Source organism: Vibrio pomeroyi, from assembly GCF_024347595.1.
GTDB classification, from domain to species: domain Bacteria; phylum Pseudomonadota; class Gammaproteobacteria; order Enterobacterales; family Vibrionaceae; genus Vibrio; species Vibrio pomeroyi.
Genome location: NZ_AP025507.1, coordinates 1763040 through 1785841, shown reverse-complemented (window position 1 = coordinate 1785841; position 22802 = coordinate 1763040). Strand labels below are relative to the sequence as shown.

The 22802-nt window shown below is 45.6% G+C and carries 20 protein-coding genes; 14 read left to right on the top strand and 6 right to left on the bottom strand.

The genetic code is table 11. The features are described from left to right. Positions 1-7 precede the first annotated feature (7 nt). The gene (locus tag OCV12_RS23785; RefSeq protein ID WP_261886390.1) at positions 8-1264 is read left to right on the top strand and encodes a peptidoglycan DD-metalloendopeptidase family protein; all 1257 of its coding nucleotides are present in this window, start codon (positions 8-10) and stop codon (positions 1262-1264) included. A 108-nt stretch (positions 1265-1372) separates the two neighbouring features. Here OCV12_RS23785 and OCV12_RS23780 read toward each other — a convergent pair whose 3' ends face one another. Both OCV12_RS23780 and OCV12_RS23775 read right to left on the bottom strand, forming a co-directional pair. Next, on the bottom strand, positions 1373-1693 hold the full coding sequence (locus tag OCV12_RS23780) for a heavy metal-binding domain-containing protein (protein WP_004730185.1): 321 nt from the start codon (positions 1691-1693) through the stop codon (positions 1373-1375). Between the two features lie 72 nt (positions 1694-1765). Continuing rightward, entirely contained in the window at positions 1766-2692 is a 927-nt protein-coding gene (locus OCV12_RS23775) for a LysR substrate-binding domain-containing protein (protein ID WP_261886389.1), read from the bottom strand. Between the two features lie 91 nt (positions 2693-2783). On the opposite strand from OCV12_RS23775, the gene OCV12_RS23770 reads away from it, so the two are divergent. Next, positions 2784-3800, top strand: coding sequence for a DMT family transporter (locus OCV12_RS23770; protein ID WP_261886388.1), 1017 nt, complete (start codon positions 2784-2786; stop codon positions 3798-3800). A gap of 44 nt (positions 3801-3844) precedes the next feature. Here the strand turns inward: OCV12_RS23770 and OCV12_RS23765 are convergent, their stop codons facing one another. Continuing rightward, positions 3845-6859: an HD domain-containing phosphohydrolase gene (locus tag OCV12_RS23765; protein WP_261886387.1), complete on the bottom strand. Its 3015-nt coding sequence runs from the start codon at positions 6857-6859 to the stop codon at positions 3845-3847. Between the two features lie 287 nt (positions 6860-7146). Between OCV12_RS23765 and OCV12_RS23760 the strand changes: the two genes are divergently transcribed. The 4 genes from OCV12_RS23760 (at position 7147) to OCV12_RS23745 (ending at position 10711) form a co-directional block, all read left to right on the top strand. Next, positions 7147-7893 (top strand): phosphatase, encoded by a 747-nt coding sequence (locus OCV12_RS23760; protein WP_261886386.1) that lies wholly within the window; start codon positions 7147-7149, stop codon positions 7891-7893. Positions 7894-8037: 144 nt separating this feature from the next. Beyond that, the gene (locus OCV12_RS23755) at positions 8038-8433 is read left to right on the top strand and encodes a cytochrome b562 (RefSeq protein WP_132815909.1); all 396 of its coding nucleotides are present in this window, start codon (positions 8038-8040) and stop codon (positions 8431-8433) included. A gap of 280 nt (positions 8434-8713) precedes the next feature. Next, on the top strand, positions 8714-9064 hold the full coding sequence (locus OCV12_RS23750) for a hypothetical protein (RefSeq protein WP_048657751.1): 351 nt from the start codon (positions 8714-8716) through the stop codon (positions 9062-9064). Positions 9065-9175: 111 nt separating this feature from the next. Continuing rightward, entirely contained in the window at positions 9176-10711 is a 1536-nt protein-coding gene (locus OCV12_RS23745; RefSeq protein ID WP_261886385.1) for a PepSY-associated TM helix domain-containing protein, read from the top strand. Between the two features lie 95 nt (positions 10712-10806). Here OCV12_RS23745 and gloA2 read toward each other — a convergent pair whose 3' ends face one another. Together gloA2 and OCV12_RS23735 are read right to left on the bottom strand one after the other, a co-directional pair. Next, entirely contained in the window at positions 10807-11190 is a 384-nt protein-coding gene (gloA2, locus tag OCV12_RS23740) for an SMU1112c/YaeR family gloxylase I-like metalloprotein (protein ID WP_261886384.1), read from the bottom strand. Further along, entirely contained in the window at positions 11190-12122 is a 933-nt protein-coding gene (locus tag OCV12_RS23735; RefSeq protein ID WP_261886383.1) for a LysR family transcriptional regulator, read from the bottom strand. The genes gloA2 and OCV12_RS23735 overlap by 1 nt, the downstream gene beginning before the upstream one ends. A 342-nt stretch (positions 12123-12464) precedes the next feature. Here OCV12_RS23735 and OCV12_RS23730 point away from each other — a divergent pair, with 342 nt between their 5' ends. From OCV12_RS23730 to OCV12_RS23700, 7 genes are all read left to right on the top strand, one after another. Then, positions 12465-13601 (top strand): efflux RND transporter periplasmic adaptor subunit, encoded by a 1137-nt coding sequence (locus tag OCV12_RS23730; protein ID WP_261886382.1) that lies wholly within the window; start codon positions 12465-12467, stop codon positions 13599-13601. Further along, a complete protein-coding gene (locus OCV12_RS23725) occupies positions 13594-14865 on the top strand; it encodes a TolC family protein (protein WP_261886381.1) in 1272 nt (423 codons plus the stop codon). Before OCV12_RS23730 ends, OCV12_RS23725 begins: the two co-directional genes overlap by 8 nt. Continuing rightward, positions 14862-16076 (top strand): ABC transporter permease, encoded by a 1215-nt coding sequence (locus OCV12_RS23720; protein ID WP_261886380.1) that lies wholly within the window; start codon positions 14862-14864, stop codon positions 16074-16076. Before OCV12_RS23725 ends, OCV12_RS23720 begins: the two co-directional genes overlap by 4 nt. Positions 16077-16078: 2 nt before the next feature. Beyond that, positions 16079-17362, top strand: coding sequence for an ABC transporter permease (locus OCV12_RS23715; protein ID WP_261886379.1), 1284 nt, complete (start codon positions 16079-16081; stop codon positions 17360-17362). Between the two features lie 19 nt (positions 17363-17381). Continuing rightward, positions 17382-18086 carry an ABC transporter ATP-binding protein gene (locus OCV12_RS23710; protein ID WP_239846878.1) on the top strand — a complete coding sequence of 235 codons (705 nt, stop codon included), beginning with the start codon at positions 17382-17384 and terminating at the stop codon, positions 18084-18086. 213 nt (positions 18087-18299) lie between these two features. Then, positions 18300-19544, top strand: coding sequence for an MDR family MFS transporter (locus OCV12_RS23705; RefSeq protein ID WP_261886378.1), 1245 nt, complete (start codon positions 18300-18302; stop codon positions 19542-19544). A gap of 53 nt (positions 19545-19597) precedes the next feature. Then, positions 19598-20410, top strand: coding sequence for a helix-turn-helix domain-containing protein (locus tag OCV12_RS23700; RefSeq protein ID WP_261886377.1), 813 nt, complete (start codon positions 19598-19600; stop codon positions 20408-20410). A gap of 15 nt (positions 20411-20425) precedes the next feature. Here the strand turns inward: OCV12_RS23700 and OCV12_RS23695 are convergent, their stop codons facing one another. Beyond that, on the bottom strand, positions 20426-21178 hold the full coding sequence (locus OCV12_RS23695) for an EAL domain-containing protein (RefSeq protein WP_315972810.1): 753 nt from the start codon (positions 21176-21178) through the stop codon (positions 20426-20428). Between the two features lie 351 nt (positions 21179-21529). On the opposite strand from OCV12_RS23695, the gene OCV12_RS23690 reads away from it, so the two are divergent. Further along, on the top strand, positions 21530-22723 hold the full coding sequence (locus tag OCV12_RS23690) for a glycine C-acetyltransferase (RefSeq protein WP_176679902.1): 1194 nt from the start codon (positions 21530-21532) through the stop codon (positions 22721-22723). Positions 22724-22802: the final 79 nt, after the last annotated feature.

Here is a 22802-nt window from a genome sequence, read left to right as displayed (position 1 = left end):
AGTATTTATGAAGTACCTCCGTATTAGCCTGATTGTTGTTGCTATCAGTGCATTTTCACTTGCCGCTTTACTCTCTTTTCATCCTGAACCAGAAAAAGAAATTGTAATAAAAGTCACGCCTTATCAAGAACTGCACACGGACGCTGAGGAACAGGCGCCCCCACAAACCAATTCGAACCCAATGATCAAAATTCACTACTTTGTGAAGGTCGGGGATACCCTCAGTAATATATTCGAGTCATGGAATCTGCCTTATGAAACGGTTCATAAGGTCATGGAAGCCGATCTTGAATCTTTGAAACTCGATACGATAAAACCTGGTGACCACTTAGAACTGCTTGTAGATGGTGAGTCCAAACAGCTCGTAGAGTTGGTCTTCCACGAAAGTCTTGTTGAGCAAGCTGCCTTTACCCGAAATGATGATGGAAGCTTCAGTTATCAGTTCCATGAGATACCGGGTGAATGGAAGGAAAAACTCTACGCTGGCAGTGTGCATGGTAGCTTTTCAACATCTGCATACAAAGCAGGACTGACGACAGCTCAGATAGCCAATATTACTCGCACGTTGAAAGATAAAGTTAACTTTGCTCGTGAACTAAGAGCTGGTGATAACTTCAATGTACTGGTTAAAGAGCAATATACGAATGATCATTTAACGGGCAAAACAGAAATTCAAGGCATCTCAATTCAATTGAGAAACCGAGAAGTGGCGGCGTTTCTTGCTCCTGATGGCCTCTTCTACGACAGAGAGGGTAATAGCCTAGAACAAGCCTTCGATAGATACCCTGTAGACAGAAAATTCCGAAGAATTACCTCATCGTTCAACCCTAAACGAAGACACCCTGTGACAGGGCGAATCTCGCCACACAATGGTACTGACTTTGCGACGCCTGTGGGCGCGCCCGTGTACTCAACCGGTGATGGCCGTGTTGTAGCGCTTCGCGACCACCCTTATGCCGGGAAATACTTGGTGATTGAACATAACAGCGTATACACGACACGTTATCTTCACTTGAGCCGCTTCCTCGTTAAGAAAGGTCAGCAAATTAAACGAGGTCAGAAAATCGCCTTATCGGGCGCAACTGGCCGTATCACAGGTCCTCATTTGCACTTTGAAGTCTTGGTTCGTGGTCGAGCTGTTGATGCGATGAAGGCAAACTTACCGATGGCAAGCTCGATTATGCCTAAAGATAGGAAAGAGTTTTTGGCTCGAATGGCATCGTTTGATGACATGATTTCAGAGCAAGCAGATCGTGCAAGTTAAAGGTATTTAAGCCTAAGTTGTCCAACGAATACAATAACGCCCCTTAGCTAACGACTTAGCTAAGGGGCGTTTTTTCTAGGTAATCACACGATTTAGCGAGTGATTCAACTAAGCCACAACCACCGCTGTGCCGCTTGCTGAAACCATCAACATGCCATTGCCTGTGCCAAGTACTTCGTAATCAATATCGACACCAACCACCGCGTTTGCACCTGCTTCAATTGCTTTCTGTTCTAGCTCTTTGAATGCGTAGTTACGTGCTTTCTCGAGCTCTTTTTCGTAAGTGCCAGAACGCCCACCAACAAAGTCACGAATACCCGAAAACATATCTTTGAATACGTTCACCCCTAGGATCGCTTCTCCGGCAATAACCCCTTTGTAATCGACAATGCGTTTGCCTTCGACAGATTGTGTAGTGGTAATAATCATAATGGCCTCGGTAAGTTAGATACTTAGTTATTAGCTTATTTACTGCTAGTTGTATTGTTGAGTGGAATATTTTTATTCTTGCATACCACCGCTGAGTTTTGTCTCTGAGCGTGTGAATTCATGTCTCAACCATGTTCTCAGTTTTAGCACACTTTCTTGTTTTAATTTGTTTTTTGGACAAACGAAGTAGAAATCTTGATGGGGGTTAGCCACTGGTTCACTGATTTCGACCAACATGCCATGGCTGATGTCATCTTTCACAAACAAGCGGTGAGTGACTAATACACCAAGCGAACGAGTCGCAGCTTGCACGGCTTGAATGGAGACATCGAACGTCAAGTTACTGTGGAACGTCGGCATTGGTATTTTGTAATGATCACACCACACCTGCCAGTCATGCTTTCGCCTAGGGTTAAAGACACCAATGGTCGGGTTTTGTTTCACGAGTTGTTCAACGCTTAATCCCATTTGGTTTTTCAATAGTGCAGGGCTGCAGACTAAAACCAGATCATCATCGCCGAGTTTTTCGCTGTAATACTGATCCCACTCATTCGGTTTGCCGTGCACAAGGGCAATATCCACGCCTTCCTGTTCGATATCAAAAGGGCCGGTTAAGGTGGAAATACGAATATCGAGTGAGGGAGCAAAAGCTTGGAAATCGGGGACGCGGGGAATCCACCAGTGCATCGCGAGTGAGTTCACCATATTAAGTGTAATACGGTGGTCGTTAGGTGTTTTTGCCAGTTCTTCAGTGGCTTCAATTACCTGTTCGAGTGCTGGCGCGACCTTTCGATAATATCGCTTACCTGCGGCATTTAGCACAACACGGCGACCTACACGTTGAAACAGCGGTTTGTTGACCAGTTGCTCCAATGACTTGATAGCTTGGCTTACCGCAGAGTGGCTGACATACAGCACCCGAGCGGCGTCGGTCATGCTGCCAGTTTCAGCCACAGCAATGAAAGCGTAAACGGATTTAAGCGGAACGAGTTTCTTCATTGGTAAGTTTTCCTTACAGTTATGGTTAATATTACTCGCTATTTTTCATCTCGTCACGTCTCTAAAATAGGTGTCATAGGAGGTGATAATTATGTCTGATATTACCAAGGCGACGACTTTCATGTTGTTGTCGACGTTCAGTTTGTCTTTAAGTGGCTTAATGGCCAAGTATCTATCTGAAGCGATGCCCATTTCGTTGTTGAGTTTTGTGCGCTTTTTCCTACCCAGTCTGTTTTTATTCATATTCTTGATGTTTTACAAAGTGACCAAACCATCGGGCGATATGTGGAAGCCTTTGGTGATGCGTGCAATCTTTATGGTGGCGTGTCAGTGGTGTTTCCTCACGTCATTGCAAACCTTAACCTTGGTCGAGGGCGTGGTGTTATTCAGTACAGGGCCTTTGTTTATTCCGTTGTTAGAAAAATTAATATTCGGAACTAAGATTCATACAACGACCATCGTTTGTTTAGCGATAACCTTTGTTGGCGTAGTGCTGATGGCTGGGGATTGGTCGCAGTTTGAATTTGGTTCAGAGTTCTTTAGACCTGCGCTGTTGCTGGGTTTAATGGCGGGCATGTTCAATTCAGGCTCACAAGTGAGCTTATATCGAGCGTCCAAGACGAGCCTGTCGCCTGCCGAGCTTAACGCGTGGACGTTTTTAGTCGCGGCAATCATTGTGATTCCTATGGTTGTGTTTACTTCAATATCAGCGGCTCCTGAGGTAATTGAAAGCACAGGTAAAGGCAGTTTATCGGCGTTGTTGTCTTTTGATGACTTACCTTGGATTGGGCTAGGCGCACTTGGGTTGGCGCTATTCACCATTAATACGCAGATTTTCCGTTCGAAAGCGTACAAGTTGGCAGACAGTGGATCTCAACTGGCTCCATTAATTTTTACTAATATGCTGTTTAGCGCCTTATGGCAGGGCTTGTTCTTTGATGACGTGTTTTCTACTCAGCAGATGATTGGCATTAACCTCATTGTGGTTGCGAGCATTAGCAATACGTTATTGGCCAAAAGACACAGCAGAGCGAAAGCCAAGCAGGCACCGCGAGTTGCAATGGCTGTAGCGAACGGTGCAACGTTGGATTCTGCCGCGAAAAGCTAAACATTGATCTTATGACCTAAAACTTAGAACCTTAAGCTTGGAATCTAGAATAAGGAGCGTATGTACTCTTTCACTCGTTCAATGTGCTGGTTCTGGTCTATCTCACAGCGCTGGTTAGCTTCAAGGAATCGCTCAGCGTATTTGTCATAGATTTTGTTTTCTAAGAATAGTAAATACAGTTTGGGATCGATATGACCGCTGGTGGCCATGTCGGTCATGATGTTGAGTGATTCGCTTAACAGCTTCCCTTTCTTATACGGGCGGTCACTGGACGTGAGAGCCTCAAACACATCGGCAATCGCCATCGCTCTGGACGGCAGAGGCAGTTGGTCTTCGTTCAAGCCTCTTGGATAGCCTTTACCATCAATGCGTTCGTGATGCCCGCTCGCGATATCCGGGATGTTTTTGAGATAAGACGGGTAAGGGAGCTTGTTGAGCATGGTGAAGGTTTGAATAATATGATCGTTGATCATAAAGCGTTCTTCATCGTTTAACGTGCCACGACGTACTTTCAAATTGTGTAGTTCACCTTGATTGTATTTGACCTCTCCGGGCTTGAGCACAAACGCTTCTTGCCAAACATCTGCCGGGTTAAAGCCGTTGTCCCAAGGTATTTTATGCTCGGGTTTATCAGCAAGTAGAGGCTCCATAACCGGTAGAGTCTGTTCTGTATTTTCTGGATCAGTTTGACCTTTCTCTGTCGTATCTTGTTGTGTGCGGAATCTCTCTTTCTCAGACCAAGATAAGCCGAGTTGGTCGTCCAGTGTGCGCTTCCATTGGCGTTTAGCGATTTGGTCTAAGCGTTCGAGTTGCTCTTCTGTCATCGATTCGCCACCTAGATTGCACTGTGCAACGAAGGCAAACTCTTCGTCCAGCTCAGACAGGCTTTGTTCGAGTAGTTTAAGTTGTTCCTCTTGAAGTCCACCGTTCGCCATCGCTTTCCAGTAGTCGGTTTCCGCTTGTTGTTTCAGTAACTCAAATCGCATGCGAACTTCGTGGATTCGGTCATAAATCGTTTCTAATTTGGTCGCTTTATCTACCACGTATTCTGGTGTGGTGACCTTGCCGCAATCGTGTAGCCACGCGGCTAACATCAACTCTTCCCACTGCTTACTATCGAGTGAAAACTGAGGGTAGTAACGGTCGTCGTCAATGGTCGCTTGAGTCAGCCATTTGGTGAGTTCAGGCACTCGTTGGCAATGTCCGCCAGTGTATGGCGACTTGGTATCTATCGCAGAGGCTATCAACTCAATAAACGCGTTGAGCATGTCTTTCTGTTGCTGCATTTGGTCGATGTTGTCTTTAGCGATTTCGGCAAAGCTGAGTAGCTCGCGTAAAAAGGCGTGTTTGTCTGCCTGCATCTTGGTAATCGGTCTTTCATAGCCAATCGCCACAATGCCGACCAACAGCTTTTCACGGTTTAACAACGGGAACAGGTACAGGTCTGAATTGAAGATTGAATCCTGATAATAGTTGAGTACGTTATCTTCTCGATTGAGGTGGATCGTCTCTCCAGATTTAAGCTGACACAGCAACCACGGGGTATGCTTGATGAAGTCATTGATGTCCGCTTTGAAAGGCAAAATAGCTAGGTTGGCTGCCGTATCAAACACATCCTTTTCTTCGGATTGGGTAAACAACACGATGGTTTCTGCTTTGGTGATCAAGTAGCTTTGATGCGCAATGTTCTTAGCTAAAATCGAAAACTCCTGATTACCCGCAGTGTCTCGAAGGAGAGCTATCAAATCATGGAGTGTGTGTTCCATTAGCTCGATCGAGTGGGCGAGGTTAGCCACTTCCTTGATCATACTCTTGGGGTAATGGGTGCGTCTGAAATCAAACCGAGCGATGTTATCCGTCAGTTGCATCAAGGTATTGAGCGGTTTAGATAAGCGATTGGCAACCAGCCACACTATGCCGAAACAGATGAACAACATCCCAATCGCGACGGCCACTTGCTTGTCACGCATTGAGATAAGATCAGAGAGCAGTTCATTGTGTGGTGTTGCTTCGGCTAAGTAGAGAGTCACATTCTGAGTCAGTTCTACAGGTGTTAAGGTTAATGCCCATGTGTTTAGGTTGTACTCAACGTTTTTCAGGTTGAGATTGAACTTCTCTTCATCTGAGATTAGTGGCCCTAAAACGGAGGACTTTAACGCCTCTATCTGTTCTCGTTTTGGCACATTAAAGAAGCTTTGATCTTGTTCGCTTCCCGACACTTTCCCTACGGCTTGACCATCACTGCTGTCTTGACTTTCCGGACGTAGTTTTAAGTTAGATACCGATAAATCAAGTTGATGCTGACCGAGAAGATTAAAGTGTTGATCGAACAGCGCCAGTCGAGTTTGTGGGGAATAAGCGAGTTCACTGATTTGAGACGAGAGTGACTTTAAGGTGAAGTCGGCACCTACCACATGCTTGCCGTCTGCCGAGCGCCTAGATAGCGTAATGCCGTTGGTTTGCAGGAAATAGAACAGATAGGGCTCAGAGAGTTGTATTGAGCCGTCTGGCTTGGCGTTACGAAACCAAGGCCTAGTGGTTGGATTGAACTTGCTCTCGGCTTGCATGGTGCTGATCACTTGGTGCGCACCATCTAAAAAAGTAATGAAGTTTACGCCGTCTAGATTGGTACTGCTGACCATCATGGTCGCTTTGGCGGGTGCATTGTTGTCGGCTCTTTGTTTGTTGGTGCTTAATGGGCGAAAAATTCTGAACTCTCCATCTTCAGAGCCATAGAACAGAGCGACCAAGTTAGTGTTTTGTTTGAAGATGATATCAACCGAAGCCAACCAAGACTCTTTTTCAACCGAAGAGGTTTGTTGAGCCACAAACGGGCTGACTGCCATTACGTTTAAGGTAGTGATGACAGGAGCAATAGCTTGTTTAAATACCGATTCCAACTTATCACGATGTTCATTACTGACCTCGCGAACTGTGCCTAACAACAACTCTTGAGAATGCCGATAGCTTATTGATATCAATACCGCACCGACAAAGGTTGTCAAAATTAAGAAAAGGCTAGTGATGTGGATACTCAGCGGATATCGTCTTCGTCTCATCAAACACTCCAACTTGTGAACTGGTTTAAGTATTGACGAACTTGAGTAGGTTGCAAAAAATTGACTCAATTACCGGATTTGCATGGAATACGTGTAGGAGAGGCGGTCTATCAATTCTATCGTGCGGCGCAAACGAAGTAACAATAAAGCCTTACGTTTTGGTGCTAATTGTCACTTTCAACTGATAAACTGGTTAAATTGTTGCCACGAGGCACTCCTTTTCAGAAAGCGGTTCAGGGATACCTTTTTGAAAAACGTTTAGAGACCAAGCTAGAGGGCATTGTTTCATGGAACTCAAAGTAGATACTCACACCCACACATACGCAAGTGGTCATGCTTACAGCACGCTTATAGAGAATGCCAAATCGGCAAAACAAAATGGATTAGACATGTTTTGCACTACTGACCATTCAGAGTCGATGCCGGGCGCGCCACACTATTGGTTCTTCAGCAATCAGCGTGTGCTTCCTCGTTTTATCGAAGACGTTGCGATTATCCGCGGCGTGGAATCAAACATCATGAACACACAGGGTGAAATCGATATTCATCCGAGTGTGGATAAGAACTTAGACTGGGTGATTGCCAGCTTCCACGAGCCAGTATTTCGTCCATCGGATGTTGCAACTCATACAGAGGCGTTGTTGAATGTGATTAAGGGCGGGCGAATCGATGCTCTTGGTCACTTAGGCAACCCAAATTTTGATTTCGATTTCGAAGCTGTGATTGAATGCGCAGTTCAATATAACGTCGCAATCGAGATTAATAACACCACGCTTAAAGGCAATAGCCGTGTGGGAAGTGTCGATCGTTGTTTTGAGATCGCAAGAATTGCGAAAGCGAAAGGGGCATTCATTACTACCGGGAGTGATGCGCATTTTTGCCAAGACGTGGGCGGGCTGGATCTTGTATCTTCACTACTTGATGAGGTAGGCGTTGATTCGAGTAAGGTGATTACCCATTCGCCAAAGCAATTCCTAGCCTTTTTGGCGCTGCGTGGTCGCAATGAAATCCCAGAATATTCGGATCTTGCTTAAGAGAGTGTCGGTGAGTTTGCATTTCGACACAATCAATTTTTGTGCCTGTCAGGTTTTTGTATACACTAGCCGAAAATAATAAAGTCGAAGTGCCACAATCATGATGGCGCTATCTTCAAAGTCACAGTTTCACTTGGAGAAACAATGAAAACTCGCTCAATCCTTTTATCTGGCTTAATCGCTGCTGCAGTAATGTCTGGCAACGCATTTGCTAACGTTGACCTTAAGAAAAACATGCAAGAAATGAAGCTTGCGTTTAAACAAGCGGCAGAAGCTCAAAACATCGAAGAGATGCAAAAACCTATCGTTCGTTTAGATACGTTAGTGGCAGAACTGAAAACGGGTGTTTACCCAGTAGAAAAAGAAGACAACTTCATGGAAGGCTTCAAAAAAATCAGTGCTTCAATTGATAGCATTGAACAGAAGCTAGACCAAGGTGACTTTGAAGCTGCACAGCAAGAACTTCGTACTATTGACGGGCTTCGCGAAGAGTACCACGAGAAGCGTAACCCAAGTATTTGGAGCAAGATCTTCGGTTAATTCGCTTGTTCACTAGAGTGACCAGATAACAAAGTTCAACTTCTAAAACGCCGCTTATATTTCCTTTTTTAGGAAAACATAAGCGGCGTTTTTTATTGTCTTTTTTCTAATCAGTTTGATGCACTGAGGTGCGTAATATTTTATTAGCGCTTCTGTTGTAACCAGTTTTTAACCAAATAGAGTGTGCGTTAGCTTCAATTTTTTAACCTGATGTTAATCTTTACGTTTACCTATATAGCAAGTGCCTCATAATATGGGAAATTTATAAAGATTTGGAATAATGCGCCGAACCTCGTTCAACCTCTCCATGTTACTTGCCACAGCGTTAAGTTGGGCCCTAGTGACATTAATGCCTGTTATCAATGCTCATGGTAACAGTGCGGGAGTGTGGGCGTCGTTGTGTACGGTCAACGGCTTTGAACTGGTTCAAATTGAAGAAGGCGAACCTAATACTCATAAAGGTAAGCCGTGTCCGTTTAGCCATTTTTCCACATTTCACCAAGATGAACTTCCAACTACACTACTGACAACTCGACTGAGTTTTATTGTCTCAGACAGCTACGCTTTTTTGGCTCTAAGCGAACGCTACACGAGGCAAGCCCCGCGCGGCCCTCCCTTTGTTACTGCTTAAACCTAAACCATTAAAATAATTAAAAAATAAAGTATTAAGTAAAGTTAAACATGCCTTAGTGACTTTCTGATTTTTCAGAAGGTTCGTTTGCGCATGTCAAAGGAAATAATAATGTTGAGAAATGAATCTCAAGCCTCTGCGAAGGCACAAACGACTTCGCAGTCTACAAGCAGTGCAAAAAACGGTTCGAAAACCAATATAGAAAGCAAAGAACGTAATAAAACCCTCTACTTCTTAACTTGGCGCTGGCATTTTTATGCAGGGCTATTTGTTATCCCATTTATGTTGATGCTGAGTATTACTGGCTTAGTGATGCTGTTTGACGATGAAATCGAACTCGCTTTTCATCAAAATGCGATTGAAATTGCAGCATCGGGCGAATCAGTCAAGGTTTCACAGCAGTTAGCCGCAGTGCAGGAGCAATACCCACAAGGTTCAGTGACACAGTTTGTACCAAGCAAAGCGCCTGACTTAGCCAACCGATTTTCAGTATCACTTGAAGATGGCACATCGGTTTTCGCTACCGTGAATCAATACACTGGTGAACTCGTCGGTGAAGTGCCACGCAGTGAAAGCCTATACGAACTCGCGAACGATATTCATGGCACGTTATTGATTGGCGATTGGGGCGATTACCTTATTGAAGTGGCAATCAGCTTATCGATTCTACTTCTTATAAGCGGTATCTACTTATGGCTACCGAGAGAGAACGCAAGTCGTGCCGGTTTTCTTAAGCTGAGAATGTCATCTGGGCCACGTGTACTGATGCGTGACCTACACGCGAACATCGGTGGCACGTTATCTCTCATTCTGCTGCTGTTTATTTTTTCAGGATTGGCGTGGACGGGCTTCTGGGGCGGTAAGTTAGTTCAAGCATGGAGCACTTTCCCTGCTCAAATGTGGGATGATATTCCGCTGTCTGATAAGACGCACGCATCGCTTAACCATGGATCAGAAGAAGAACTTCCGTGGAACTTAGAACAAACACCATTGCCGTTGTCTCAAGACAAGCCAGCCGAACATGTACACCACGCGGAAGAGGCGTCTGAACCTCATGATCATTCTAAGATGGGGGAAGATCACTCTCAACATGTTATGGCTGCAAGTAGCTTTGGTATTGATGAAGTCATCGAAAAAGCCCTCTCTCTTGGTTTCACGCAATACAAGGTGAACTTCCCACGCTCAGAAACGGGTGTTTACACAGTGACAGCGAATACTATGGGCGGAGACATCATCGATCCAACTCAGGATCGTACCACGCACCTAGATCAATACTCAGGTCGTATTCTAGGTGAGGTGACTTGGCAGGATTACAACTTTATCGCTAAGACGCTAGCGGTCGGTATTTCTCTGCACCAAGGTGACATCAGCGTTATCAACAAACTTCTAAACGCTCTGTTCTGTTTTGCGTTCATTGTTGTATCGGTGACTGGCGGTGTTATGTGGTGGATGCGCAGACCTTCTGGCCAACGCAAGCTCGGCGCGCCACCTAAGTTTGGTGACGCAGGCTTATGGAAAGTAGGCTTAGTAACTGTCGTTGCTATTTCAGTGCTATTCCCTCTCGCAGGAGCAACGATTGTGACCGCCTTGCTATTAGATTGGCTGTTGTTCTCACGTGTTGAGCGGTTCAAGGCGGCATTGAGTTAATTGATACACAAACGGACTTTCTCGACTGAGAAGGTCCGTTTTCTTAATCAGGCAAGCGCTTCTTCTGTGAGGAAGAGTTTAGACTTGATGCTGTACTAGCTTTGATAAAGCTCTAGCGGCAGGCCGTCAGGGTCTGCGAAAAACGTAAATGATTTCCCCGTAAACTCATCCACTCGAATCGGTTCGACTTCGATTCCTTGTCCTTCCAAATAGCTTTTGACTTGTTGAACGTCATCAACACAAAAGGCTAAATGCCTCAGCCCTTGAGCTTCAGGAAAGCTAGGTCTTTCAGGTGCGTTAGGGAAACTGAATAATTCTATTTGAGCGCCATTAGGTAGCGCCAAGTCGAGCTTGTACGATTGGCGTGCTTCGCGGTAATTCTCAGCAATAATTTCCAGCTTTAAAATCTCAGTGTAAAAGCGTTTTGAGGCTTGGTAGTCTGAGCAAATGATGGCGGCGTGGTGTATTCCTTTCAACATCAGTTTATTTCTCCTGCCAGCTTGTCACCTAAGTGCTCCATCGCGTAATCAATGAATACACGTAATCGGGCGGGCATGTACTTTGTTTGAGCAAACTGCATCGCGATAGCACCGTGGTAATTACTCTTAATCGTCCAATCTTCCAATACCTGTACAACAGAGCCTTCAGCCAATGCATCTTGAATAACAAAGTCGTGGAAAATACCCACACCAAGGCCTTCTTTCACACCTTTGAGTCGCATTTGGGAGTGGTTTACCGCGTAACGACCACTGACAGATACCGTGTGGAATTCATCGTCTTTCAAGAAGTCCCAAATGTGGTCTTTATCTGTTTCTGCAAGGTATAAACAGTCATGTTCAGAAAGGTCAGTCGGGTGGCTAGGAACTCCTTTGGCTTTCAGATAGTCGGGGCTTGCACATAACACAAGGTTTGTCTTTCCAAGCTCTTTCAAAACTAAGCTTTCGTCGGGCTTATCGGTAAGGCGAAACGCGATGTCGATGCCTTGGCGCAATATATCGATGTCGCCATCAGCAGCCCTTAACTTAAGTTGGATCTCGGGATACTGGTTTAAGAATGGAACAACGAAAGGCTGTAGAACTGAGTTCAAGAAAGCTTCTGGTGCCGCCACCGTTATAGAGCCCGCAGGTTCAGTGTGATCAGAGGTAGAAAGTTCAACCGCTTGCTGCGCTGCATTAATCATAACCACGCTTTGGTCGTAAACCAGTTGGCCTGCTTGAGTGATGATCAATGTACGAGTAGTCCGTTCAAATAGCTTCACTGAGAGTGCTTTTTCTAAACGTGTGATCAATTTACTCAACGCTGAGGGTGTCACCCCTAACTGTTTTGCTGCCGCAGTAAAGCTCCCTTCATTAACCACTAGTATAAATGAGGCGAGATCAGGAAGTAAGGCAATAAGCTTAGGGTTAATCATAAGTATCCATGAGAGTCAGCGATGAGCGTAATAGTTATTGTGAGTGATTCAACTTAATTTGTGAATCAGTTTCATTAATTGGAAAAAGTAAAATTAGTCGTGATGATGTTTAACTATCGATTTACCTCTTCGTCAGCTCAATGTATTTGATTAAATCATCCTACGCCCGGCAACATTTAGACTCATGCGACTTGGTGGATTATCCATCTAACTTACTGTCAATAACTATCTGACATAGCCATACCAAATATTACAAACTCGCGACATTAAAGCCGATATTATTCAAGAACTTTATGTTCATAAGGTGGTCACAAGACTACATAAAAATAATTGGAATCAATAATGGCAAAAACTTGGCTTGTCGCTGCTGTGAGCGTTGCATTACTTAGCGGCGGTGCGTATTTCTATCTGCAATCTTCGGCTCAACCAGAGGCGTTTCCGACATTGGCAGTGGAAAAGGGAACCATCGAGAAACAAGCGGTGGCAGTCGGCAATATTGTCCCTGCACACTCGGTCTCTATTAAGTCACAAATCGATGGTATCGTGGGTGAGATGTACGTTCAGGTCGGTGAAAAGGTCAAGCAAGGCCAACCATTGATTAAGGTTCGGCCGAACCCGACGCCTCAAGCGCTTACTGACGCTTCAACAGACTTAATGCGCAGTGAAGCGGACCTCGAATCAGCCAAACAAAAGCTCGCCAACCTAGAAAGCTTGGTGAAGCAAGACATCATTCCAAAGAATTACGATGAATACGTTAGCGCGCGTTCAACCGTGAAATCGGCTCAAGCGAACGTACTGCAAAAACGCCAAAACCTCGAATTAATTCGCAGCGGTGAAGCTTCCATTGGTGACGCTCGTTTAACCTCAACCATTTATGCACCAATTGATGGCACAGTATTAAACCGCAAAGTCGAAGTCGGTGAGCCAATCATATCAACTGAATCTAGCCAGGCCGCGACAGAAATGATGTCTTTGGCGGACATGAACAGTCTGATCTTCAAAGGCAGCGTGAGCGAGCATGATGCCGCGCAGCTTTCTACGGGTATGCCAGTTCTACTAACCGTGGCGCCGTATCCTGATGTGGAAATCTCTGGTGTGCTAACCAAAGTGGCGATTCAATCAGAAAACCTTAACTCGCCACAAGGCAATGCCTCTGCAAAAAGCTTCGATAACGGATTTGAGGTCGAAGTGGGTGAGCTGAAGATCCCGAAAGAAGTGTTGCTGCGTTCGGGCTTTTCATCTACGGCACAAATCACACTGAAGAGATCTGAGAACGTCTTAACCTTGCCAGAACGAGCACTGCAATTTGATGGCGATACACCAAACGTATTGATTCCAGATAGCTCAGAGCAAGGCTTCCACAAACAAAAAGTGAAGCTTGGTTTGTCGGATGGGATCAACGTAGAAGTATTGGACGGCGTTAAGCTAGACGAAGAAATCATCGATAACAGCATGATGATGGGAGCCGCGCATGGCTAAGCGAAACCTATCTAAAATCGGATGCGCGATTCTGGCCGCCACACTCAGTTTACCAAGCTATGCTATCTCGATTGAACAAGCGTGGCAGCAGGCGAAGCAAAGTGACCCAAGTTACGAGAAAGCGAAAATTGGTGTTCAACTTGGCGAAGTAGGTGTTGATGCAAGCCGCAGTTCACTCTTACCCGGTTTAAGTGCGACGGCATCGGCGAATTGGAATGAATCCACTGACAACACCAACAGTTATGGCGCTTCGCTTTCTCAAACTATTTGGGACAGCAGCTTGTGGTCGGATCTAGACCAAGCGAATGCCAACTACATTAAAGCTCAACTTGAACTGGCTCAATCACATAATGAATTAGCACAAAGATTACTTTCATCGTATTTGGACGTCGCAAGCGCGCAGGGGGATCTGCAACTGGCGCAGTCCAAACTGGAAGAAGGCAATAAACTGCTGAAGATCATCGAGAAGCGTTACCTCGCGGGGAAAGTGAAATCGGTGGATGTCGAAGAGATCCGTGCGACACAAGTTGCCGATAAAGCCGGTATTTTGAATGCGCGCTCAGATCTAGAAGTCAAACGAGCAGAGCTGGCGGCTTTGATCAACCAAGTTCCACAAGACGTTGATCAAATACGCGCTGACTCCCTTGTCCAACCGCCAATGATGGTGGAATCACAAGAGCAATGGTTAAAGCTTGCTAAAGACAGTAGCCCAGAGTTGCTGGTGGCAGCACAGAATGTGAAAGCCAGCGAGTTTGCCAAAGACTCAGCTCAAGGCGGTTATTACCCAACGGTGAAAGGCAATGTCGGATATAACGATGATGACCGACGTAAAGACGGTGAATTCAGCGCTGGCATTACTCTCAGTGTTCCTATTGACTTGAATGGCGCAACGCGTGCCAGAGTGGACGAAGCGTCACTCAATACCTTCAGTGCAAAACAAGACTTACGTAAAGTCGAAATCGACATCCAAAAGCGCGTGATTCAGCAGTTTACTCAAGTCGACATTAACTGGAACCAAGTTTTAATGGCGGACGAATTGGTTACTTCTCGTGAGAAAGTGCTGCGCAGCAAAGAGAAACTTTACGATGCAGGTATGTTAGAAGTCTCGGAAGTGATTAGTGCGTACAACAGCTTGTTTGAGGCGAAAAATAGCCTGCAAAACAATCTGTACAATTACTGGCGTCAGCGTATCGGCTTGTTGCAAACCGCAGGTAAGTTAGATGACGACACCATGGTACTGATCTCCCGAGCATTTAACTCATGACCCGTCTATTGCAGCAAACATGGCAAACACTGCTGGCGCATCGCGTGAAGAGCATGCTGGCCATCGTGGCTATTGCTTGGGGGGTAATTTCAGTTGTGGTGTTGATTGCATTGGGTGAAGGTTTTTATCGCCATCAAACTCAGCAGTTGTCATTTATGGTCAACAATGTGCAAGTCGCCTTTCCGTCGAGCACCAGCAAACCTTGGCATGGCTTACCCCTGAGACGCCAGATCCAGATTCCGCAGGATAAGGTCGATATGATCGAACAATCGGGTTTTGTGAAACAAGCATCTAGCGTTTATGCCAAGTGGGATGCGAACGTCACCAATGAAAAAGGGCAGAACCTGACAAGCTTCGTCAGTGGCATTGATTCCCATTACTTCTCGTTGATTCAACGTAAGTTGGAGTCGGGTTCGCGTAACCTTTCACCCAGTGATATTGCCAACCACACCCGCGTTGCGATTTTGGGGGATCAAGTCGCTAGGATGGGGGGAATTCATGTCGGGCAAACCACCAAAGTCAATGGCATTCCATTTTTGGTGATCGGCATTATGAAAGACGAAGATGCGGGCATTTCATTTGGTGATAGCCGCAGAGTTTTTATTCCTCATACTACGTATCTTGATTTGTGGGATGCTAAACCCTGGATGCTGCTACTCAAGCCTGTCGACGGTATGGATAGCAATGCATTCCGACAAGCCATCGTAAACTTTTATGCCAAACAATTGCACTTTGACCCGACCGATAAAGAAGCGATTAACTTGCCAGACTTTAGCGAGGGAGCGGCGGTGATCACGGGTATTTTCCGCGGCATTCAAATCTTCCTGGGTGCAAGCGGCGCAATGACCATGGCGGTTGGTGCGCTTGGCGTTGCAAACATCATGTTCCTCTCTGTGACAGAGCGAACGCGAGAAATCGGTGTACGCTTGGCGATTGGCGCGACGCAAAAATCCATACTCAGCCAGTTCATCCTTGAAGGATTGTTATTGGTGGCTGTTGGTACCGCAGTTGGCTTAATGGTGGCTTACTTGGTGGTGGCACTGCTTGGGTCTATGCATTTGCCGGATTGGTTAGGTTTTCCTGTGATTACGCCGGATTCCATTATTTTGTCATTGATGGTGACTCTCGTTCTAGCGCTGTTGGCGTCTTATTTCCCGGCAAGGCGAGCATCACGCCTCACCCCCGTAATAGCATTAAGTGCGAGGGCCTAAATATGTTGCTACCAATGAGACAAATCTTTCAGGAAATGGCAGCAGAAAAGCTGCGTTTGGGATTGACCATTCTTGCCGTTGCATGGGCAACCCTATGTATCGCAGCCATGCTGGCGGTGGGCGAGGGCATTCGTCAGGGCGTATTGAGAACCGCGCAAAATGGCAACGGTAATCTGATTTACTTAACTGGAGGCATGGCGACTGTCGATTATGGTGTCTTCCACCAAGGTAAGTTTCTAACCTTAAAAGCCGACGATACCGACGTCGTTAAAGCCCTACCAGAGGTGGAAAGCGTTGCGCCAACCGCAGTATGGGATGAGCGTATCACCGTGGACGATCGAGGTTCATGGCAAGAGCCACTAGCGGTCACGACGGATTTTGCGTCCATGACTAATCTGATCCCAATGGATGGCGGTCGTTGGCTCAATCCGCTCGACCAAAAGCAAATGCGTAAGGTGGTTGTGTTGGGTTATTCAATCGCAGCGGATCTGTTTAATCCTAATGAAGACTTCAGTTGGTTTGCACCCGTGACATTACAAGCCGATCCGGTGGGAAAAAAGGTCAAAATTGGCAATGAAGAGTTCACCGTAATTGGTGTGTTGAAGAAGAACAGTGCTGAAATCGAACAGGGCGACCAAATTAACTACGCCAGCTTCGTGCCGTTAGCAACGTGGCAACGCTTTCATACTAATGGCGATATCGGAGGCATCAATGTCGAGCCGCAAGCTCATGCTGATCGTGAAAAACTGGCAAAGACCATTCGTCAGGTGATTTCTCGTAAACATGGCGCCAGTGTGAGTGATGAGCAAGTCGTCCAAGTGGAAGACATGTTCCTCAAACAGAAAAGCATGCAGCAGTTCTTGATTGGTTTACAAAGCTTTCTTGGCATCATCGGCTTTGTCACGCTGGCCGTGGCGGGCGTAGGGATTGCGAATGTCATGTACGCGACCGTAAAACGTTCCACCCGAGACATCGGCGTGCGTATGGCAGTTGGTGCCACGCCCACAGCCATTCGTCTTCACTACCTAGTGCAATCACTGATGACCATGATGCTCGGTGGTGTGCTGGGGCTAGGTGTGACTTACACTCTTGTATCGGCCATCAGCACCATAAACCTAGAAGGCAACACCTTCTATGAACATCTTGGGAAACCGGTCCCTGAGCTGTCTTGGATCGTTGTTGCGATTGTGATTTCCACCTTGGTGTTTATTGGTGTCGCCTCTGCATGGCTGCCTGCAAACCGAGCTGCCAAAGTGAGCCCAATGGAGGCGCTGCAAAGTGAATAACAAAAATTCTGGAGATAAGATGTCGAACACGCCACTGGTTGATTTGACCAACATTTGTAAATACTACTCAAGCGGAGAGGCGGAAGTACGTGCGCTAGACGGTGTCGACTTGACCATCAATCAAGGTGAATTTCTTTCCATTCTTGGTCCGTCTGGCTCAGGTAAATCGACCCTGATGAACATGCTGGGCTGCTTAGATAAACCGACCGATGGCCAATACCATTTGGGTGGTCAAAACGTCGCAAGTTTAAGTCCGAATGAGCTAGCCGGTATTCGTAACCAAAAGATAGGCTTTGTCTTCCAAAGCTTCAACCTGTTGGAATACGCGACAGCGTTGGATAATGTGGCACTGCCGTTGGTTTACTCTGGCATCAAAGCCAAAGAACGTCGCCAGCGCGCGGCGAAGCTGCTTGAGCAAGTTGGACTAGGGGATCGCCTCGACCACAAACCAAACCAGCTTTCTGGTGGTCAAAAGCAGAGAGTGGCGATTGCGAGAGCCCTAGTTAACGATCCGCAAATCATCTTAGCGGATGAACCTACAGGGGCATTGGATTCAAAATCCGGCGCAGAGATAGAGGCTTTGTTTAATCGTCTTCATGCGCAGGGACGAACATTGATTATCGTGACACATGATAATTCGCTTGCTGAACGAACCAAGCGAATCGTGACGATCAAAGACGGAAAGGTATTGTCTGACCGCAAAGGGCAACATTACTCAGCCTAGTGCGTTGATCTTTGACTAGAGGCTGCTTTATTACCTTAATTCTAGACCACTCTTCGTTGATGGTATGTTGGCTGTGAGCATCTGCTAATGTGAAATAGGTATGGAGGTGCCATAATTTACATAGCTTTATTGAATACTCTGTATCTATTCTACTTACTCTATATACTGGCTGAATAATAATATTTAAATCAGTTGGTTATAGAGGCGTTATCTATGGATAGATCAGAAAGCTTGTTTCAAAAGCAGCGTATAAAACGGTTTAACTTTTCAGTATGGACAGTTCTGACTGGAACGTTACTCGCCCGAACAAGCTACTTTATGGCATGGCCTTTTCTGATCGTCTTTCTCTATGAAGATTACGGCGCTTCTGCGATTGAAGTCGGCACCATGCTAGCGGTATCCGCGGTTGTTGGTGCTGGAACTGGGCTCTACTCGGGTTACCTTTCGGATAAGCTAGGACGTAAATGGGTCATGGTGCTAGGCAGTTGGATTGCCTCGATATCCTACACTGGCATCGCATTAGCGAGTGAAGTGTGGCAGTTCTATGTGTTGATCATGATGACGGGTCTAATGCGCCCAATGATCGAAGCGCCAGCTAAGGCAGTCATAGGCGATAATCTCAAAGACTCCAAAGATCGTGAGTTAGCGCTGAACATTCGTTACTTCTTACTTAATCTGGGTGGCGCACTTGGTCCATTGATTGGTATCACTTTGGCTCTTTCTCAGCCACAAAATCTGTTCTTTGTTGCTGGTGGTACTTATGTCGTTTACGGTTTCTGGCTGCTGTTAGGAATTGAACGAAAAGGTACTTTTACCAAGCCAGATCCCTCTCAACTGCCTAATTTCGCCGCGACGCTTAATGTGATTCGTAAAGACAATATTTTTGTAAAACTGATGGTCGCCAATTTCATCATGATGTTTGTCTACGCGCAGGTTGAGTCGTCAATTCCTCAAGTCATCGTGCGCTCTTCAATCGCTGATGCCGCTCAACTCATTGCTGGATTAGTGTTGGTGAATACGCTGACGATTATCGTTTTCCAGTTCCCAATGCTTAAATGGCTTGAGCACGTGCCGTTGTTTGTAAGAACTCGAATCGGCATGATTTTGATGGCGATTGCGCAAATTGGTTTTCTTTTTACACCAAATGATTGGCCACTAGGTTGGGGGATTGCTTGTTTTATATTAAGTTTAGGAGAAGTGATTGCTTTCCCAACCCTTAATGTACAAATCGATAGAATGGCACCGCCACATCTAAGAGGCTCTTACTTCGGTGCGGCTGCACTTTACTCTCTTGGCTTTGCTATTGCGCCACTGCTTGGTGGTGTGGTGATTGAGATGTTGAGCGCCTACTGGCTATTTGTGCTCTGCTTCATCCTATGTTTGGTGATGATTTGGTTGTACTGGTTGGCAGAGCATACTGAAGACAGTGTCGAAAGAGAGTCGATGACCCAGAGCTAGCGAGATGAGCCTTGGGTGTTAAGCGACTGATAATAACTAAGGTAACGTGAGTTATGGATAAATCGAATTTTGCACAAAAGTTAAAGTATCTGCGTGAAGAGAAAGCTTTATCTCAGGAAGAGTTTGCAGAGTTGTTGTCCCATTCTCACCGAGCATTTTCTGGTGTCAATCAGGTGATGGTGAGCCAGTGGGAAAGGGCAAAAACATTGCCGAGTTTTGTGCGTCGTCTGGGTATCGCGAGCTTCTTTCAGATCGATTACGATTTCTCCGTTGAAGAAATGGTGCAGGTGAAAGCCGCCACTAAGAATGTAGAGCGTCCATTCAGTGTTGATATTGGTTATGACTATGAGGTGACGAGCGTTGAGTCATACAGCATGGGGACACTTCCAGCGAAGAGGCTCAAATCGATTCAAATAATGCACCAAAAAACCTACGGCAAAGATTTTATCGAGGTCTCTAAACATCTAGGCGTTATAAAAGAAGATATGCAGGTGCTGTGTTTTCTTTTTGAGGGCGTCATTATTGGGCATGTGGTGTATGACGGGTTAAGTAAGATGCTTTGCAGTGTTGGTGCCGTTAGTATTGTTATTCGTCGTAAGATCTTCGATTACATGGCGGACAATTTATCGGGTACTGAATTCCGCTTTCCTACGCTTGATCCTGCTATGAGTCAATTCCTGTATGACCTCTATCTAGAACCTTATATGAGTAAGCTCGGCATGCCGTTCTTCAAGGCAGACATAAAGAAGATAGTGAAAAATCCCTTTTCTCAGAACATCCAAAATAAACACGATATCTACTTCAAGTACATCCGTTACCACGACCTTAAGCAGAAGAAAAAAAGCGTCGAATTTGTCTTAAGTTAGAAACAGTTAACGGTTCTACATAACCAATCTAAGATCAGTGAGAGGCAGAGGTTTCGAGTATAAGAAGCCTTGGTATCGATCAAAACCAAGCTGGTTGACTCGTTGATGTGTATCAGAATCTTCAACACCTTCTGCCACAGTCTCAATGCCAGATTCTTTGCAGTACGCCAATGTTTGTTTAACCAACTCAGAGCGTGCTGGTTCAGCGCTGTTCACAATCGACTTATCAAATTTCACTTCATCGACATTGAGGCTTTTCACCTTATTCATGTCTGAATGGCCAATGCCAAAATCATCGATAGAGATTTTTACACCCAGAGATTTAAAACGTTGAATCTGTTCACACAATTGTTCGTCCAGCTGATCATTTTCACTTAGCTCAAAAGTCAGTTGCTCCGCCTTGAAAGATGCATTCCACAGCAGCTCACGAACTTTCTCAACGTTATCTGGGTTCGCTAATACTTTCTTGCTGATGTTCACTGCTAAGTTGAGATGAACAGAGAGTGATTTCACTTCAGTGAGAGATTGCTCAAGCACACTAAAGAAGATCTCTTCTTCATAACCCAATGCAAACGCACGATCGATAAACACACCCGGAGAGAAAATGCCTTCTTCTGGGATATCGAGGCGAAACAGTGCTTCAACCCCAGTCACTTTCTCGATACTAGGCTCAACCTTTGGCTGATAAAAGCAGGTGTACCAGTCGTTTTCAAAGGCTTCTTGTATGGTGTGGTCTGATAGTTTCATGTGTTTGTCTCTCATCTGCATAGCGGCGTAACGGTCGCACATTCTGAGAGAAACCCAAATTCATCACTATATCGTTCTGAGATGAAAAATTGATATTTGATATGAAAGCGAAATTAGACCGAAATGGAGGGTGATTTGACGTTAAAAAGAGCAGGTAAGACGCGTTTATGTGCCCTGTGTCACTGGGGTGAACTATTATTCGTGCCTCAGGTTCACTAATGTTTTTCCAACTCAAGGGATAATCGGAATGCGGATGTTCAACTAGAATATAGGCATTAGTTTTACAGTGTAAATGATCGTTTTGAGATCGTTTATATCCCTACATAAAGCGGCGCGTGATGCTGCTGAATAATAATTAGGAAGGAATGAACAATGTCTTCTGCATTTTACCAACAGATTCAAACTCAAATCGAAGAAGTTAAAGAAGAAGGTCTTTACAAGTCTGAGCGCATTATCACTTCTGCTCAAAAAGCAGCGGTTTCTATTTCGACTGGTGAAGAAGTATTAAACTTCTGTGCAAACAATTACTTAGGTCTTGCTAACCACCCTGAACTGATCGAAGCTGCGAAAGGCGGTATGGATCAACACGGTTTTGGTATGGCTTCAGTGCGTTTCATCTGTGGTACTCAAGACTCTCACAAAGAACTAGAGCAAAAGCTATCTACGTTCCTTGGTAAAGAAGACACAATCCTATACACATCTTGTTTTGATGCGAACGCTGGCCTATTCGAAACAATTCTAGGCAAAGAAGATGCAATCATTTCTGATGCTCTAAACCACGCATCTATCATAGATGGTGTTCGTCTGTGTAAAGCAATGCGCTTCCGCTACGCGAACAACAACATGGAAGAGCTAGAGCAACAACTTATCGCAGCTAAAGAAGCTGGCGCTCGTCACACACTTATCGTAACTGACGGCGTGTTCTCTATGGACGGCGTAGTAGCTAACCTTCCTGCTATCTGTGACCTTGCAGACAAGTACGGTGCACTAGTAATGGTTGATGATTCTCACGCAGTGGGCTTCATGGGCGAAAACGGCGCGGGTACTCACGAGTTCCACAACGTTGTAGACCGTATCGACATCATCACAGGTACACTTGGTAAAGCAATGGGTGGCGCTTCAGGCGGTTACACTTCTGGTAAGAAAGAAGTGATCGACTGGTTACGTCAGCGTTCTCGTCCATACCTATTCTCTAACTCTGTTGCACCTGCAATCGTATCGGCGTCTATCCGCGTTCTAGATCTTCTAGCGGAATCTGGCGACCTACGTACTCAACTATGGGAAAACTCTGCTCACTTCCGTACTCGTATGGAAGAAGCAGGCTTCACAATGGGAGGTGCCGACCACGCTATCATCCCAATCATGCTTGGTGATGCAAAAGTAGCGGCTGAATTCGCAGAGCGCGCTCTAGAGAAAGGCATCTACGTTGTAGGTTTCTCATTCCCTGTAGTACCAAAAGGTCAAGCTCGTATCCGTACGCAAATGTCTGCTGCACACTCTCGTGAGCAACTAGACCGCGCAATCGATGCGTTCATCCAAGTTGGTAAAGACATGGGTATCATCTAATTTTAAAGGGATGCCACGAGCATCCTTTAATTAGATAGAGCAACACCCAATAGAACATATAGATTTTTGATTCTCGCCT

Bases quoted from the DNA above. Each gene is read 5' to 3' on its own strand.
- OCV12_RS23705 (WP_261886378.1), top strand. From the start codon at position 18,300: ATGGATAGATCAGAAAGCTTGTTTCAAAAGCAGCGTATAAAACGGTTT.
- OCV12_RS23725 (WP_261886381.1), top strand. From the start codon at position 13,594: ATGGCTAAGCGAAACCTATCTAAAATCGGATGCGCGATTCTGGCCGCC.
- OCV12_RS23700 (WP_261886377.1), top strand. From the start codon at position 19,598: ATGGATAAATCGAATTTTGCACAAAAGTTAAAGTATCTGCGTGAAGAG.
- OCV12_RS23730 (WP_261886382.1), top strand. From the start codon at position 12,465: ATGGCAAAAACTTGGCTTGTCGCTGCTGTGAGCGTTGCATTACTTAGC.
- OCV12_RS23755 (WP_132815909.1), top strand. From the start codon at position 8,038: ATGAAAACTCGCTCAATCCTTTTATCTGGCTTAATCGCTGCTGCAGTA.
- OCV12_RS23765 (WP_261886387.1), bottom strand. From the start codon at position 6,859: ATGAGACGAAGACGATATCCGCTGAGTATCCACATCACTAGCCTTTTC.
- OCV12_RS23760 (WP_261886386.1), top strand. From the start codon at position 7,147: ATGGAACTCAAAGTAGATACTCACACCCACACATACGCAAGTGGTCAT.
- OCV12_RS23735 (WP_261886383.1), bottom strand. From the start codon at position 12,122: ATGATTAACCCTAAGCTTATTGCCTTACTTCCTGATCTCGCCTCATTT.
- OCV12_RS23750 (WP_048657751.1), top strand. From the start codon at position 8,714: ATGCGCCGAACCTCGTTCAACCTCTCCATGTTACTTGCCACAGCGTTA.
- OCV12_RS23785 (WP_261886390.1), top strand. From the start codon at position 8: ATGAAGTACCTCCGTATTAGCCTGATTGTTGTTGCTATCAGTGCATTT.
- OCV12_RS23770 (WP_261886388.1), top strand. From the start codon at position 2,784: ATGTCTGATATTACCAAGGCGACGACTTTCATGTTGTTGTCGACGTTC.
- OCV12_RS23695 (WP_315972810.1), bottom strand. From the start codon at position 21,178: ATGCAGATGAGAGACAAACACATGAAACTATCAGACCACACCATACAA.
- OCV12_RS23710 (WP_239846878.1), top strand. From the start codon at position 17,382: ATGTCGAACACGCCACTGGTTGATTTGACCAACATTTGTAAATACTAC.
- OCV12_RS23715 (WP_261886379.1), top strand. From the start codon at position 16,079: ATGTTGCTACCAATGAGACAAATCTTTCAGGAAATGGCAGCAGAAAAG.
- OCV12_RS23690 (WP_176679902.1), top strand. From the start codon at position 21,530: ATGTCTTCTGCATTTTACCAACAGATTCAAACTCAAATCGAAGAAGTT.
- OCV12_RS23775 (WP_261886389.1), bottom strand. From the start codon at position 2,692: ATGAAGAAACTCGTTCCGCTTAAATCCGTTTACGCTTTCATTGCTGTG.
- OCV12_RS23745 (WP_261886385.1), top strand. From the start codon at position 9,176: ATGTTGAGAAATGAATCTCAAGCCTCTGCGAAGGCACAAACGACTTCG.
- gloA2 (WP_261886384.1), bottom strand. From the start codon at position 11,190: ATGTTGAAAGGAATACACCACGCCGCCATCATTTGCTCAGACTACCAA.
- OCV12_RS23720 (WP_261886380.1), top strand. From the start codon at position 14,862: ATGACCCGTCTATTGCAGCAAACATGGCAAACACTGCTGGCGCATCGC.
- OCV12_RS23780 (WP_004730185.1), bottom strand. From the start codon at position 1,693: ATGATTATTACCACTACACAATCTGTCGAAGGCAAACGCATTGTCGAT.